Below are 15,028 nucleotides of genomic sequence, written 5' to 3'. Positions count from 1 at the left end.
ACGATATGCAAGCCGCAGAGATAAATAAAAAGTGGAAAGTATTACAAGAGGCAGTTGCTGACAACTTTGATATGGATATTCCAGATATTAAAGTCATGCTTTTTCTGATTGGAGTACAGGAATTAGGGAAAGGGCCAAAGGAGTTTTCTAAACGAGAAAAAGAAGAATTAATGCATATTGCAACCTGTAGGCTGTTTAGCAGTTTGGGGTTTTATGAATTAGAGGGGTTGGACGAACAGGGTTGGCCGCATTGGAAAATTGTAAAGCCTATTCCGAATTATACACTTATGGAACAAGAACTCATTATCAAGTCCTTGATAATTGATTATTTTGAAGAATTAAATTTCATTTAATATATGAGAAGATACTTATTGTTATTTGCCTTTGTAATGGGCTTGAGCTTTGTGTACGCACAGACTCCGAAAAATTATTATGTTGAAATAAAGACCAATAAAGGCAATGGGGTTATCAAGCTTTACAATGAAACGAGGAAGCATAGGGATAATTTTGTTAAGCTAGTTAATGAACGTTATTTTGATTCTTTGTTGTTCCATCGGGTCATACATAATTTTATGATCCAAGGAGGAGATCCTGATTCAAGATATGCTGCGAGTAGGCAAAAGCTTGGAAATGGTGGACCGGACTATAAGGTGCCGGCAGAAATCCAAGAAGGTATCATACATAAAAAGGGAGCTTTAGGGGCAGCAAGGGATAATAACCCTGCCAAAGAATCTTCAGCATCTCAATTCTACTTAGTTCAAGGTCGTGTTTTTAGCGAAGCTGCCCTTGATTCTTTGGAAAGATTTAGATTGAAAGGTAAAAAGCTGACTCCATTGCAAAGAGAAACCTATTCAACCATTGGTGGGGCTCCCCATTTGGATGGAGATTATACTGTTTTTGGAGAATTGGTTGAAGGAATTGATCTTGTAGATAATATCGCTGGAGTAAAAACGGATGACAATGATCGTCCATATAATGATGAAAGATTTGCAATGAAATTGCTGGATAGAAGAGAAGCTTTGGATTTTGAGCGTAAATTGCAAGGTTTACCTCCTAAAAAAGGAATATTCACGAAGCTTTTTGATTCCTTGAAATCTAAGAACTATAAATTACCATAACATGAAAATTATCACTTATAATGTCAATGGGATACGAGCGGCTCTAAAAAAAGGTTGGCTGGATTGGTTCAAGGCTGAAAGTCCCGATGTAATTTGCATACAGGAGATTAAAGCTAATCCTGATCAGGTGCCGGAAATTGTTCTATTGGAAGAAATGGGGTATGAACATTATTGGTATCCTGCTCAGAAAAAAGGGTACAGTGGAACGGCTATATTCACAAGGATTACACCGAACCATATTGAGTATGGTTGTGGCCATGAAGACTACGATTTTGAAGGAAGAGTGATCCGTGCAGATTTTGATAAAGCTTCGGTTATGAGTGTCTATTTTCCGTCTGGTACGACTGGAGATATTAGGCAAGATTTTAAATATAAATTCTTGGATGATTTTCAATTATACAGTAATGATTTGTTGAAAGAAAAGCCTAACCTTGTTGTATGTGGTGACTTTAATATTTGCCACAGAGCAATTGACATTCATAATCCAAAATCGAATGCCAATAGTTCAGGCTTTCTTCCAGCGGAACGTGAATGGATGGAAAGTTTCATTAATTCCGGGTATATAGATTCATTCAGACATCTAAATCCAGAACCTCACAACTATACATGGTGGTCCTACCGTGCCGGAGCAAGAGGAAAGAATTTAGGTTGGCGTATTGATTACAATATGGTTTCAAACGGTCTAAAAGATAGCATACAATCATCCAGAATAATTCCCCAGGCAATGCATTCTGATCATTGTCCAGTTGAATTAATCCTGGGATAGCAAAAAAAGTAGACTTATTTAGTCTACTTTTTTTGGTTTTATTCATATCTTTAATAGATGAATAAAAAGATAGCATTGTTTTTTCTGATTATTGGCTACATTCTGTTGGCCATTTCTGTCTATCAAATTTATTCAGATTACATTTTAGGGGAAATAAAATGGTCAATATTTCTGACACCAATATCCCTAATGATTTCCACTATCCTTATTCAATTAAGAGTGCTTCGACCCATGGAGCAAGAATAAAGGTTTTTATCCAGCAGAACTTCCATAGGATAATTCCCCTTCAAAACCGCACATTTAATTACAATATTATAGCTAACTTTAAGTATTGTTGTTAAATCATCAATGATTTTATCAATATTTTGATTATTCCTTAAAATGAAAAAACCTATACTCGTCATTAAATTTGGATCTGCAGCAATTACTACAGATGGAGAAATTGATGAAAGAATTGTTCTAGAGATTGCGAGACAGTCTGCTCAGCTACAGCCCCTCTATAATATCGTTATTGTATCATCAGGAGCAGTTGCTGCAGGTAAAAAATATATTCCCAAATACACTGGAACGCTTGCCCAAAAGAAGGCTGCAGCCGCAATCGGGAACCCATTACTAGTGAGAACTTACGGGACCTATTTTAAACCTTTTAAAATTGCATTGGCGCAAAGTCTTTGCGAGAGGCATCATTTTTCGAACCGCAGTCAATTCCTTCAATTGAAAAGTACCTATGAAACGTTATGGAAAAATAATGTTATTCCAATAGCGAATGAAAATGATGTTGTCAGTAATAAAGAATTGAAATTTTCAGACAACGATGAATTGGCGACATTAATTGCCGTGGGTTTTGGAGCCGAACAAATATTATTTAGCACCTCGGTACCTGGGGTTTTAGATGAAAATGGGAATGTTATTCCTGAATTAAAGGTTATCGATAAAAATGCATTGGCATTGGCTAAGGATGAGAAATCATCCGTTGGATTAGGCGGGATGATTTCAAAATTGAACTTTGCTAGGTTAGCTAGTCAAATGGGAATTAAAGCTGTTATTTTCTCCATGAAGACAGCTGACGGTATTTTAAAGGCGGTGAAGGGTGAAACAGGAACGGTGTGTCATGCACAGGTGAAAAAGGTTTCTTCAAGAAATAAATGGTTGGCGAGCGGAAGTTTAATCACTGGTTTGGTGCAGGTGGATAAAGGGGCCATAGCAGCTTTGAATAAAAGAAAAAGTTTATTGGCTGTTGGTGTAAACAAAATTGTACAAGATTTTGAAATTGGTGAAGTCTTTCAAATCGCTGATGAAGACAACATCATCCATGCTGTTGCGAAGTCAAAGATTGATTCGGTTTCGCTGAAGTCCAAATCCGAAAAGAAAAATATCGAAATTGCTCATGCCGATGATATTGTGCTATTATAAATGAAAATACATGGAAAAGACGATACTAACTCAACTGGTAAATAGTAGAAAAGCAAAACGGTCGATATCTAAGCTCGATATTTCTCAAAAATCCCAAATATTAAACTCAATTGCTGAAAAATTATTGCAGCAAACCGAATTGATTATAATGGAAAACAAAAGGGATTTGGATAGAATGGATCCAGGTGACTCTAAATACGACCGTTTGAAACTGACCGAATTAAGAATAAAAGATTTGGCAGCAAGTATTCAATCTGTCTCTGAATTAGAAGAACCAACTGGAAAATTATTGAGTAGTAAATCCTTGCCAAACGGATTGTTAATTGAGAAAAAGTCCGTTGCGTTAGGGGTGGTAGCTGTGATTTATGAATCCAGACCGAATGTTACTATTGACGTAGCTGTTTTATGTATTCAGTCCGGAAATGTTTGTCTATTAAGGGGAGGATCGGATGCTTGGTATAGTAATTCCATCTTAGTGCAAATAATTCGTGATGCATTAACGGAAAATGGGGCTGATCCTAATATTGTTCAATTGTTGCCGACGGAAAGAGAGTTGGTGACGGAACTCCTTCATGCTGTAAAGTATGTGGATATTATTATTCCACGAGGTTCCCAAGGATTAATTGATTTTGTTAGGGAAAATGCGAAAGTTCCAGTTATTGAAACGGGGGCGGGGGTCTGTCATACTTATGTGGATAAAACTGCAGATATCGATCTTGCGGCAAAAGTTGTGGCTAATGCGAAGATTTCAAGGCCATCCGTATGTAATGCATTGGACAGTATATTAATTGACGAAGAAGTGCTGGGACCTTTTGTGGAAAAACTGGCGCCCTATTTTTCGGAAGCCGATGTGGAGGTACTTGCAGATGCTAAAAGTTTTATAAAATGGAATGAAATAAAGTATCCTTTATTGGAAAAGGCAAATGAGGAGGACTTTGGAAGAGAGTTTTTGGATTTTATTTGTTCAATGAAGGTTGTCAATGGAATAGAGGAGGCATTGGATCATATTGCTCATCATTCTTCCAAGCATTCGGAGTGCATCATTTCCAAGGATTCTGAAAATATTAAGAACTTTATGGAGTCTGTTGATGCGGCTGCGGTCTATTCAAATGCTTCGACAAGGTTTACGGACGGAGGTGAATTTGGTCTTGGCGCGGAAATTGGAATATCAACACAGAAACTTCATGCCAGAGGGCCATTTGCACTTGAAAAATTAGTGACTGAAAAATGGTTTGTTACCGGTGAAGGACAAATTAGATAACTATGGGAATTAGGTTTGAAAAAGATACGATCCTCAATTGGATAAATGAAATGGGAAAGTATCTTAGACTATTGGTCGAACGCTATGATGCTTTTGATAAAGAGCAGGAGGTATTTGACTGTGAAAAAGGCTATAAAGATTTCTTTCAAAAAGAAAGGTCATTTTTTAAAGAAGCGGATGAGGTTGAGCTTGAAGGGTTTGCAAAAGAATTGCAGATAGAACAGGTGAGGCCATTGGCGCAGTTACTGCTGTATGACGGATTGATGAGCGAGGATAAGCAGCTCCTGTCCAAAGCTAAATTCTTATTGGAATGGAATATGAAAAAAACCGGAGCCTTCTCATTTGAAGATTTTGAATTTCTGTCAAAGATTGATAAGAAATTATAACAAAAACCTCTTTTTTAAGAGGTTTTTTTGTTTTAATGTCAATGTATGTCAAAATTAATTGAAAAAATGATTATATATCTATTTATATGTCAAAAAAAACATAAAGTTTCTTTCATTTTCTAAACTTTGTTACAATATTAATCCTTAAGAGTTTAAACATTTTCTTATACTTCCTATTGTTTGTATAAAAATTGACCTATCTACATTAAAAAAGTTAAAAAAAATTAATAATGTGTATTTAGTGTTAAATTTTTGTTATATAATTGCGACAATTATGATGATTATATATGGATAAGCTAGCCACTTGTCCTGATAACGAAACAATTATTTAACAAACACAAACAATTGATTATGAAAGAAAAATTACTCAGCTTGATTTTGCTGTTTACTTTATCTGTTGGATTGGTAAATGCGCAAAATAGATTAGTGAGAGGTAATGTATCTGCACAAGAAGGCGGAAATCCACTAAGTGGTGCAACCGTTTCAGTTGTAGGGGCATCGATCTCCACACAAACTGATGGAAGTGGAAATTATTCCATCAATGCTCCCCAAAATGCTTCCTTAAGATTTTCAAATGTTGGCTATGTAAGTCAAACCGTGAAAATTGACGGTAATACCGTGATTAATGTTGCTTTAGTTTCTGATGAAGCGGCACTTGATGAAGTGGTTGTTACGGGGTACGGAAATTTGAAAAAAACTGAATTCGTTGGTTCCGCAACTGTTATGAGCAATAAAGAGGTTGAAAATAAGCCCGTTGCGAATATGACACAGAACTTCCAAGGTCGTGTACCGGGAATGTTAGCAAATTCAGGTAGTGGTCAGCCTGGTGCTGCCGCCAACGTTCAGATCCGTGGTACGCAATCTATTCAAGGGGCATTTGCTCAACCGCTTTATATCGTAGATGGTATTCCAACAACAAGTGAAACGGTACAAACTATCAACGCGAACGACATCGAAAATATCACCATCTTAAAAGATGCATCTGCTGCAGCTTTATATGGTGCTAGAGGTGGTGTCGGTGTAATCGTTATTACTACCAAGCAAGGTAAAATAGGAACATCAGAAATTACTGTGCGTTCTCAATTAGGTATCACGACCCCTCCAAACTTTGATCGCCTGAACCTAATGAGCACTTCTGAGTTATTAGCTTATGAAGAAAGAGTTGGTTTAATTACGAAGAGTCCGAATGCTAACTTTTCAAATGTTCCAGGATGGTATTACAGCCGCAAAAACCCTGCAAATGCAGGATTGTCTGCTGATAAATTGGCTGAATATGATAGAAAATTAGATAGCGTAAGAAATATCAATACCAATATCAAAGATATTTTGTTCCGTAATGGTATTTCTCAAAACTATGAATTGAACTTAAGAGGTGGTAGTGAGAGTGTTACCTACTTTACAAGCTTAGGCTACTATGATCAACAAGGTATTGACAAAACTTCTGATTATAATCGTTATACTGGACGTTTTAACCTTGGATACAATAAAGGTAGGTTCAATGCGACTTGGAACTCTAACCTTGCTTATGCAATAGCAAATAAAGCAATTGGTGATTCTTATGGAAACAGTACGTTGAACCCTTTCCAAATGATTTATCGTGCAAGACCATATGATAATCCATATCTACCAGATGGATCTTTGAACTCAGGAGGTGGTGGCTCCAACCTGAATTTGAAAACTCTTGCAAACTTGTTGGAAACTGCAGAAAATTCTCGTTGGGGTGAAAAGACTTGGAAAATCAATACAGGATTAAATCTTTCATTCAAGATCACTGACGATTTAACATTACGCAATGTGACAGGTTTAGATGCAGATAACAACCTATATGAATATTATGTCAACCCAGATTCTTACCGTGGTTCCGTTCAAACATTTCAAAGTGGTTTTGTTAGAGAAGCATCTTTAATTAATGCTCAATTAATTAATACAACTTCCTTGAACTATGATAAGACCTTCAATGATATTCATAAATTAAATGTAGGTGCTTTCTTCGAAGGTATCCGTGTTTATAATAAAGGGATGGGATTTATTTTATATAATTTAAATCCTTCATTGCCATGGACAGGTCAAGGAGCTAGTCCGCTTCCTACAAATGGTGCGCCTACAATGGCTCAGAATGCTTCAAGTGCTAGATCTGGTTACGGTATCCGTTCTTATTTCGGTACTGTTAATTATGAATATGATGAAAGATATGTGTTAAATGCAAATCTCCGTACGGACGGTACTTCTCGTATTGTTAACTTGAAAAACCGTGAGATTACAACTTGGTCAGTGGGTGCTTCTTGGAATGCAATGAAAGAAGCTTTCATGGAAGATCAAACTATCTTCGATGAATTAAGATTAAGAGCTTCATACGGTTCTAACCCTAACATTGGTAGTATTTCTGTGAATTCTTATGGCGTTTATGGATTCAATGTGCCTAACTATCTTTCTTCTCAAATCCCGGCATTCGGAACTTCTTCATATGCAGGTTCGACTATTGCAGGTATTTCGCCTTCAACTCCAGGAAATGCTAATCTTGCCATTGAAACTGTGTCAAAAGCTAACATTGGTATTGATTTCGCAGTTTGGAAAAACAGAGCAAGATTTACATTCGATGTTTATAAAAACGTAACGAAGGATTTATTTGTTAGCCAGCCTTTAAGTAATACAACTGGTTTTGACAATATGGCTATCAATGCTGGTCAGATGTCAAACAAAGGTATCGAAGGTATGGTGAATGTAGACGTGATCAAAAACAACGATATGTTATTAACATTAGGTTTAAATCACTCTATAAACATCAATAACATCGATGATTTAGGATTAGTATCAGAATATGAAACAGGAACTTTCTTGATTAAAGAAGGTTTACCTTACGGTACACACTATACTTACAATTATTTAGGTGCTGACCCTGAAACTGGTATGCCAAAATATTATGCTCAAGATGGGGAAACAATTGTGAACTCTACAGCTGATGCTGGCCGTTTTGCAACATTTGGTACTTTTAAACCAAAACATTTCGGTGGTGCTACAATCGATTTCAGATACAAAAGATTCACTGTTAGCGGATTGTTCTCTTACCAATTTGATGTAGTTCGTAGTAACAACGTACGTAACTGGATTACAGATGGTACTCGTGGTTATATCGGTGCGGTTAACCAATCTAGAGAATTATTAGATAATCAATGGGAAAAACCAGGCGATGAGAAATTCTACCCATCTCCATTATACGCTAAGAACTTTACAAATGCTGACTTGCAGAATGCTAAATTCTTAAGATTAAGAAACCTTGTTGTTGCTTACCAAATTCCAACAATCAATTACGGTGGCAAAACAATTCTTAAGAATGCAAGTGTTTACTTCAATGGTTACAACTTAGCTGTTTGGAGTCCTTGGTCTGGTACAGATCCTGAAGATGATAACAACATTAGTTTGGTGGAATATCCAAATCCTAAAATGTTTGTATTCGGTATTGATTTCAAATTTTAATATTACTTAGATCATGAAACTTAATTTTTTCAAAATATTAGCACTTGCCTCTGTCGTATCATTTTCTTCTTGTTCCAATTTATTGGACATTAAAGAAACTGATTTCCTTGGAGGGGATGTCGCTTTAAAAACCGTTAAAAATAACGAGTCTTTATTAATTGGGGCATATGCCGCTTTCGGAACGGAAATGGGTATCCAGATGAATGCTATTTTCTCGGATGAAGTAAAATCAGGAGACTCCTATTTAGCCAATACGCTCCACGAGTGGAGATATTCACCAGATGATATTGGAATTCGTGATAGCTATATGGCTATTGACCAATATTACAGAGTAATCGATAGAACAAACCGTATCTTCAAAGCATTGCCTGATGCTACAGCTTCAACTCCTGCAGATGAAGATTTAAGAAAGCAGGTTCGCGGTGAAGCTTTGTTCCTAAGAGCATTTTCACACTTTGAATTGTTCAGGTATTACTGTAAGAACTATGATCCTGCAGGTCTTGGTATGATTTATATGACCGAACCTTCTCTTGAAGCTAAAGAAAGAGAGAAAATGGACACCTATTTCCAAAAGATGTTGGCTGATATTGCTGAAGCTAAAACATTGTTGACTAATTCAACGGATAAATTCAGAGCCAATAAACTTGCTGTAGTTGCTTTACATGCAAGGGTAGCACTTTACATGAAAAATTGGAAAGATGCGATTACTTATTCTACCGAATATATTAATGCATTTCCATTGGCTACAAAAGAAGAATTCCCAGGAATTTGGACGGACGCCAATTCTGCCGAACAGGCATTTAAATTAAAAAGAACTGCTGCTACTGGAAGATTTGGATCTTTCTTTAGAGGTGTTTTTACTAAGAATGCTGCCGGTGTTTTGCAGGCTCCTTTAATTACTTGGATGCCTTCTGATAAATTATGGAATGCTTATGATCAAACAAATGATGTTCGTTTTGCAAGCTATTACATAGATGAGCCTCTTTTACAACCTGTGGCTGGTAAACCTTCAAAAATTGTAAACAAATATCATGGTACAGGTTATGGAACCACAGACGAAAACGTAAATGATATCAAGGTCTTCAGAACTGCAGAGATGTATTTGATCCGTGCTGAAGCTCGTGCTGAAGACAATGCAATTTCAGGAGCAAACAGTGCAGAATCTGACTTAAATGCTTTACGTGCAGCTCGTATCACAGGGTATACCAATGTTACTTTAGCGTCGAAAGATCAAGCGATTACACAAATCCTACAAGAAAGATTTAAGGAGTTATCTCTTGAAGGTCACCGTTTCTGGGATTTAAAAAGAAGAGGTTTGCCTGTACAAAGGTTAGCAACTGATGCTCCTACACCTACTGCAGCTACTCTTCCAGCTAATGACTTTAGGTTCTTATTACCTATTCCAAATGCTGAGAAATTAGCGAATCCATTGATTCAACAAAACGAAGGCTATAACTAATATATCCTTCCATAAAAATAAAGAAGCCGGGCACTGCCCGGCTTTCTTTGTCTTAGTCACTACTATTATTAATTAAACCTTGCTATTTTAAAATTTCTCTGGCAATCACCAACCTTTGAATTTCTGATGTGCCTTCATAAATCTGGGTGATTTTTGCGTCACGCATCAAACGCTCAACATGGTATTCCTTCACGTATCCATAGCCTCCATGAATCTGGACCGCCTCAACGGTATGCTTCATCGCAACTTCTGATGCATTTAGTTTGGCCATTGCCGCTTCTTTTCCATAAGGAAGCCCTTGGTCCTTTGTCCAGGCAGCTTTATACGTCAATAACCTTGCAGCTTCAATATCAACCTCCATGTCTGCTAATTTAAATTGAATGGCCTGGTGGTTCGAAATAGGCTTTCCAAAAGTCTTACGCTCCTTAGAATAAGCTAATGCAAGATCATAGGCCCCCGCTGCAATCCCTAATGCCTGTGCCGCAATCCCTATCCGGCCTCCATCCAATGTCTTCATCGCGAACTTGAACCCAAAACCATCTTCTCCAATTCTATTTTCTTTCGAAACCTTAACATCAGAAAACATTAATGAATGCGTATCTGAACTTCGTATTCCTAATTTGTTCTCCTTAGGACCAATACTAAAGCCTGGAGTACCCTTTTCAACTATTAACGCGTTGATTCCACGATGGCCTTTTGCAGGATCAGTTTGAGCAATAACGATATAGATATCCGCATTACCTCCATTTGTAATCCAGTTTTTGGTGCCATTCAAAAGGTAGTATTCCCCTTTATCTTCCGCTGTGGTATGTTGAGATGAAGCATCAGAACCTGCCTCGGGCTCGGAAAGGGCAAATGCGCCTAATTTCTCTCCTGAAGCTAATGGTATTAAGAATTTCTCTTTCTGCTCTTCAGATCCGAATTCGTTCAGGCCATATAATACCAATGAATTGTGTGCAGACATAATTACAGCTGCCGATGCGTCAATCTTCGCAATTTCTTCCAATGCCAGCACATAAGCCAGCGTGTCCATCCCTGCTCCACCATATTTCTCGGGAGTCATGATTCCCATGAAGCCCAATTCGCCCATTTTCTTTACAAACTCTGTCGGAAATTTTGCAGCTTCATCGCGCTCAATTACGCCAGGTTTCAATTCCTGTGCAAATTCCCGCGCAGCATCCCGAATCATTTTATGCTCTTCTGATAGTTCGAAATTCATCGCTTTCGTTTATATGGTTTTACCAAATATAGATAATTAATATTATGCATGCATAATAAAAAATAAATAAATTTATTTAAATAGATGTTTTTTAAAATTCTAGAAACCATTCTTCTTCCTTGAATGTTATATAGTTACGCTTTGGAGAACAGTAAAAGCATTGTAAGAATTTATCTTTTTATTCGTTGCTTTTGTAAATCCCGTTAAAATCTACTATATTGGTAGAGTAAATTAAATTAGTTCATTATAAACAATTGAGATATGAGTTTAAGATTAGGTGATGAAGCACCAAACTTTAAAGCAAATACAACAGTAGGAGAGATTGATTTCTACGATTATATAAATGGTAAATGGGCGGTATTATATTCACACCCCTCAGATTACACACCAGTTTGTACAACTGAATTAGGCCGTACAGCCCAGCTGAAATCTGAGTTTGATAAGCGTAATGTTAAGGTGTTAGCATTAAGTGTAGATTCAGTGGAAGACCATAATAATTGGGTAAAAGATATCAACGAAACGCAAAATACAGAAGTCAATTTTCCAATCATTGCAGATGAAGACAGGCATGTTGCTGAATTATATGATATGATTCATCCGAATGCTTCTGCAACAGCTACAGTACGTTCCGTATTTGTTATCGGTCCGGATAAAAAAGTTAAATTGTCATTGACTTATCCAGCATCAACGGGAAGAAATTTTAATGAGATCCTGCGTGTAATTGATTCATTGCAATTAACTGATCAATATCAGGTTGCTACTCCGGCAGATTGGAAAGATGGGGAAGATGTTATCGTTGTGCCAGCTATCAAAACTGAGGATATTCCTGCAAAATTCCCTAAAGGATTTAAGGAAATTAAGCCTTATTTAAGAACAACACCCCAACCTAATAAATAATTCTTCAGAAATCATTTAATAGAATATATAAAGGCCAGCTGAGAAATTAGTTGGCTTTTTCTTTAAACGGATTTTTCTTTTTCCTGGGAACAATATACGACGTGATCAACGCTATAATGATGACCAATAATAGTTGTTTAATGATTACACCAAAGTCCAATACAAAAGTGCTGTTTGAAGTTAAGAGTTGAACTGCTTGAATAAAGATAACTAAGCCAAGAAAAATAAAAAAGTAGGTCCAAAAGGTCCGCATGTTCTTTTTGTTTTTATTAAATATACACAATAAGTTATTTAATATCAAAGAGATATAATCGCAGTTGAATTTCTTGAACAAAAAAAAGAGCTGAAACTTAATGCTTCAGCTCGATTTATACAAAAGTCCAATTTATTTTTAATAAACCTTAACCATGTAGATATAGTCTTGTAACTTTTTAATCTGCTCGGTCCGAGGTAAATTTGATAGGCTGTTTTTATTATTAAGGACAATATTGCCTTTTAAGGATTCTTCAGGAATTCTGTTTAAAGTTTCAATCAATGCTTTTGTTTTGATCGCAAATGCTGCTCCATCTAATCCCTTTTGTTTTCCGGAAATAATACCAATGATATTACCACTCTTATCCAATACTGGACCACCACTGTTCCCTGGGTTAACAGGAACCGAAATCTGGTAAGCTGTGGTGTCACCGCTATATCCGGTAGAAGAACTTAAATAACCTTCTCCATATACGGCTTCATCTCTAGGATATCCAATGGTATAAATTCCTTCACCTAAGTCAATGTTTTGCCTTTTGAAGGTATAGGGAATATTCGCAGATTGAGCTGTAAAGCTTGAATCTGAGATATGTAATATGGCCAAATCCTTCTCTGAATCCACATAGATAATAGAAGCTTTAAAAGTATTGCCTTTATTATTTTGCAAATGAATGGAGTCGGCACCACTAACAACGTGAAAATTCGTCACAACATAGCCATCTTTTGTTAGCATAAATCCCGTAGCTCCATATTGCAATGGCGCTTGAGCAGTCGTATTTTCTTTATTGATGTTTTTTATAGCATTCTGGTGAGCATTAACGTTGCGTTTAACGTTATTAATCTCTCTTTTAAGGGCGCTATAGTCTGAGTTAGCTCTACGCAATGTAGAGAAGTATCCAGTGGCATATAACGTAGCTAAAGATGAAAATACCGCCACTGCTGCAGCTGCAACAGCATTGATCTTTAATTTCTTCCACATACGTATAATGATAGCTTCCGATGCTTGTTCTTTTACTGTCTCTGACAATTGATTTTTGAATTCTGCACGTGCCTCATGACGTCTCATTGTCTCAATGAAATCAACATGGGATACATATAGAGAATTTAATTGCTCATCTTGATTGCACAATAATTCGAACTCCTCCCTTTCTTGGGGACTCATTTGGCCAGTGAGGTAGCGGTCTGCTAATTCTAAAAATTCATGCTGTCTCATGTCAACTATTGATAATCAGATTTTTGATCAAAGAAAAGCTTCTTCAATCTTTGTAAACATTTATATTTCTGAGTCTTTGCATTGTCTGCATTCGTATATCCAAATTTCTCGCAAATTTCGTTCATCGACTTATTCTTGATGTAGAAATCCCTCAAAATCGTTTGACAGGGCTCACCCAGCTGATTCATGGCGGAATCCATTTTTGCAAATTCGTTTTCCTTCTCGATATGGATCTGGATATCACTTTCAACATCCGCAATCTCCATTCCTTCAGAATCCGAAGTGCCCATTGAATTTTGTCGCTTATTCAGCTGCTTTAACCACAATCTCCTACAAACGGCATATAAGAAAGTACTTAACTTACTGCTTAATTCAAAGTTCTCATGAGTAACCTTGTCATATAATACCATAACCGCTTCTTGGAAAATGTCCTTTGCTTCATCCTCTGTGCCTTTGTTCCCGGTGATGAGATGAGAGACTGAAGGATAGCAGGTTTTGTATATATAAGATATTACGCTGTTGTCTCCTTGTCGCAAACCATCCAGTAATTCCTTATCCTCACGGGTTTTTGGTAATATTTGTCTTATTTTACTCACTTATTAATACCCTAATTTTCAAATAGTAACCCAAGAATTTTTAATTTAATTCTTATTTACAATTTCGACTCCAAACGTAAGAGATTTTTTATGGAATATCAATCCCATTTATAATCTATTGAAATATTTTTAAAACAAAAGACACCATCCATTAGGAGGGTGTCTTTATACATATTTTAATTCGTATAAATTATAATCCCGCAAATAGATTGTTATAATATTCTCCCAGTAATGGAACCGGTTTTTTATTTCCATTTGCCGCATTTATAATGCCTACGATCCATAAGACAACAACCAAAAGTAAAATAACAATAGATAATATCCATCCAATAAAAGGAATATAACGAATTATTCCGCCAATAAAAAACGTTAAAAATATTCCTAATGATTGACGAATATGAAACGTCGCATAATCATTCCGTTTTTCATTGTTCAATACAAAGGCAATAATAAGACCAATGATGGTGAGATACGCAATTATGGCAATATTTTTACCATCATTGACGACGTTGTTTCCGCCGCTTTCAATAGGTGACTGAGGGTTTTCCATAATGTTAAGGTTAGAATTTATATTAAAAATAAAATAAAAAATCCAAATTTCAATTATTAGTTTTTCATTCATTTCAAGTAATTAATGCTTTCTTTTGGTAATTATTTTCATTTTTAAATTTCAATATGCTCGCTAGTAAACAAAAACTTATGTTAAATTGTTTCTTTAAATAAATGTGATATTATGGAAGAGAAAATAATTCGATACGATCATCCGAATGGTGAGATAACAGTGTTATGGAGACCTAAGAAATGCATACATTCAGCAGTATGCGTAAATACATTGCCTCAGGTTTATGATCCAGCGGGTAGGCCATGGATTAAGCCTGAGTTTGCATCAACCCAAGAATTGATAGATCAAATCGATCGTTGTCCTTCGGGGGCCTTGCAATATGAATTACATCAGAAATAAGAACTGTATAAAT

At 36.3% G+C, this 15,028-nt stretch carries 14 protein-coding genes; 10 read left to right on the top strand and 4 right to left on the bottom strand.

Annotation, left to right across the window (positions count from 1 at the left end):
• The first annotated feature begins 5 nt into the window (after positions 1-5).
• From E0Y80_RS05470 to E0Y80_RS05435, 8 genes are all read left to right on the top strand, one after another.
• Positions 6-353: a hypothetical protein gene (locus tag E0Y80_RS05470; protein ID WP_156306450.1), complete on the top strand. Its 348-nt coding sequence runs from the start codon at positions 6-8 to the stop codon at positions 351-353.
• Positions 354-356: 3 nt separating this feature from the next.
• Entirely contained in the window at positions 357-1,118 is a 762-nt protein-coding gene (locus tag E0Y80_RS05465) for a peptidylprolyl isomerase (RefSeq protein WP_156306448.1), read from the top strand.
• Position 1,119: 1 nt separating this feature from the next.
• Positions 1,120-1,884 (top strand): exodeoxyribonuclease III, encoded by a 765-nt coding sequence (locus tag E0Y80_RS05460; RefSeq protein WP_156306446.1) that lies wholly within the window; start codon positions 1,120-1,122, stop codon positions 1,882-1,884.
• A gap of 381 nt (positions 1,885-2,265) precedes the next feature.
• A complete protein-coding gene (gene proB / locus E0Y80_RS05455; protein WP_156306444.1) occupies positions 2,266-3,297 on the top strand; it encodes a glutamate 5-kinase in 1,032 nt (343 codons plus the stop codon).
• A gap of 10 nt (positions 3,298-3,307) precedes the next feature.
• Positions 3,308-4,558: a glutamate-5-semialdehyde dehydrogenase gene (locus tag E0Y80_RS05450; protein ID WP_156306441.1), complete on the top strand. Its 1,251-nt coding sequence runs from the start codon at positions 3,308-3,310 to the stop codon at positions 4,556-4,558.
• Between the two features lie 2 nt (positions 4,559-4,560).
• Positions 4,561-4,944 carry a hypothetical protein gene (locus E0Y80_RS05445; protein ID WP_156306439.1) on the top strand — a complete coding sequence of 128 codons (384 nt, stop codon included), beginning with the start codon at positions 4,561-4,563 and terminating at the stop codon, positions 4,942-4,944.
• A gap of 351 nt (positions 4,945-5,295) precedes the next feature.
• Entirely contained in the window at positions 5,296-8,418 is a 3,123-nt protein-coding gene (locus E0Y80_RS05440; RefSeq protein WP_156306437.1) for a SusC/RagA family TonB-linked outer membrane protein, read from the top strand.
• A gap of 13 nt (positions 8,419-8,431) precedes the next feature.
• A complete protein-coding gene (locus E0Y80_RS05435; protein ID WP_156306435.1) occupies positions 8,432-9,877 on the top strand; it encodes a RagB/SusD family nutrient uptake outer membrane protein in 1,446 nt (481 codons plus the stop codon).
• 82 nt (positions 9,878-9,959) lie between these two features.
• Here the strand turns inward: E0Y80_RS05435 and E0Y80_RS05430 are convergent, their stop codons facing one another.
• On the bottom strand, positions 9,960-11,096 hold the full coding sequence (locus E0Y80_RS05430) for an acyl-CoA dehydrogenase (protein WP_156306433.1): 1,137 nt from the start codon (positions 11,094-11,096) through the stop codon (positions 9,960-9,962).
• A gap of 261 nt (positions 11,097-11,357) precedes the next feature.
• Here E0Y80_RS05430 and E0Y80_RS05425 point away from each other — a divergent pair, with 261 nt between their 5' ends.
• Positions 11,358-11,993, top strand: a complete 636-nt coding sequence (locus E0Y80_RS05425) for a peroxiredoxin (RefSeq protein ID WP_156306431.1) — start codon at positions 11,358-11,360, stop codon at positions 11,991-11,993.
• A 391-nt stretch (positions 11,994-12,384) separates the two neighbouring features.
• Here the strand turns inward: E0Y80_RS05425 and E0Y80_RS05420 are convergent, their stop codons facing one another.
• From E0Y80_RS05420 to E0Y80_RS05410, 3 genes are all read right to left on the bottom strand, one after another.
• Positions 12,385-13,458: a S1C family serine protease gene (locus tag E0Y80_RS05420; protein WP_231595936.1), complete on the bottom strand. Its 1,074-nt coding sequence runs from the start codon at positions 13,456-13,458 to the stop codon at positions 12,385-12,387.
• A gap of 5 nt (positions 13,459-13,463) precedes the next feature.
• Positions 13,464-14,054 carry an RNA polymerase sigma factor gene (locus E0Y80_RS05415; RefSeq protein ID WP_156306427.1) on the bottom strand — a complete coding sequence of 197 codons (591 nt, stop codon included), beginning with the start codon at positions 14,052-14,054 and terminating at the stop codon, positions 13,464-13,466.
• A gap of 190 nt (positions 14,055-14,244) precedes the next feature.
• On the bottom strand, positions 14,245-14,604 hold the full coding sequence (locus E0Y80_RS05410; RefSeq protein ID WP_156306426.1) for a DUF4870 domain-containing protein: 360 nt from the start codon (positions 14,602-14,604) through the stop codon (positions 14,245-14,247).
• A 183-nt stretch (positions 14,605-14,787) separates the two neighbouring features.
• Between E0Y80_RS05410 and E0Y80_RS05405 the strand changes: the two genes are divergently transcribed.
• Positions 14,788-15,015 (top strand): (4Fe-4S)-binding protein, encoded by a 228-nt coding sequence (locus E0Y80_RS05405; protein ID WP_156306424.1) that lies wholly within the window; start codon positions 14,788-14,790, stop codon positions 15,013-15,015.
• Positions 15,016-15,028 lie beyond the last annotated feature (13 nt).

This window comes from Sphingobacterium endophyticum, from assembly GCF_009733535.1.
Taxonomy (GTDB): Bacteria; Bacteroidota; Bacteroidia; order Sphingobacteriales; family Sphingobacteriaceae; genus Sphingobacterium; species Sphingobacterium endophyticum.
Note: the sequence above shows the minus strand (reverse complement) of the source record. Positions and strands in the feature narration are given on the sequence as shown.

Bases quoted from the DNA above. Each gene is read 5' to 3' on its own strand.
- E0Y80_RS05460 (WP_156306446.1), top strand. From the start codon at position 1,120: ATGAAAATTATCACTTATAATGTCAATGGGATACGAGCGGCTCTAAAA.
- E0Y80_RS05440 (WP_156306437.1), top strand. From the start codon at position 5,296: ATGAAAGAAAAATTACTCAGCTTGATTTTGCTGTTTACTTTATCTGTT.
- E0Y80_RS05420 (WP_231595936.1), bottom strand. From the start codon at position 13,458: ATGAGACAGCATGAATTTTTAGAATTAGCAGACCGCTACCTCACTGGC.
- E0Y80_RS05435 (WP_156306435.1), top strand. From the start codon at position 8,432: ATGAAACTTAATTTTTTCAAAATATTAGCACTTGCCTCTGTCGTATCA.
- proB (WP_156306444.1), top strand. From the start codon at position 2,266: ATGAAAAAACCTATACTCGTCATTAAATTTGGATCTGCAGCAATTACT.
- E0Y80_RS05465 (WP_156306448.1), top strand. From the start codon at position 357: ATGAGAAGATACTTATTGTTATTTGCCTTTGTAATGGGCTTGAGCTTT.
- E0Y80_RS05470 (WP_156306450.1), top strand. From the start codon at position 6: ATGCAAGCCGCAGAGATAAATAAAAAGTGGAAAGTATTACAAGAGGCA.
- E0Y80_RS05445 (WP_156306439.1), top strand. From the start codon at position 4,561: ATGGGAATTAGGTTTGAAAAAGATACGATCCTCAATTGGATAAATGAA.
- E0Y80_RS05405 (WP_156306424.1), top strand. From the start codon at position 14,788: ATGGAAGAGAAAATAATTCGATACGATCATCCGAATGGTGAGATAACA.
- E0Y80_RS05410 (WP_156306426.1), bottom strand. From the start codon at position 14,604: ATGGAAAACCCTCAGTCACCTATTGAAAGCGGCGGAAACAACGTCGTC.
- E0Y80_RS05450 (WP_156306441.1), top strand. From the start codon at position 3,308: ATGGAAAAGACGATACTAACTCAACTGGTAAATAGTAGAAAAGCAAAA.
- E0Y80_RS05430 (WP_156306433.1), bottom strand. From the start codon at position 11,096: ATGAATTTCGAACTATCAGAAGAGCATAAAATGATTCGGGATGCTGCG.
- E0Y80_RS05425 (WP_156306431.1), top strand. From the start codon at position 11,358: ATGAGTTTAAGATTAGGTGATGAAGCACCAAACTTTAAAGCAAATACA.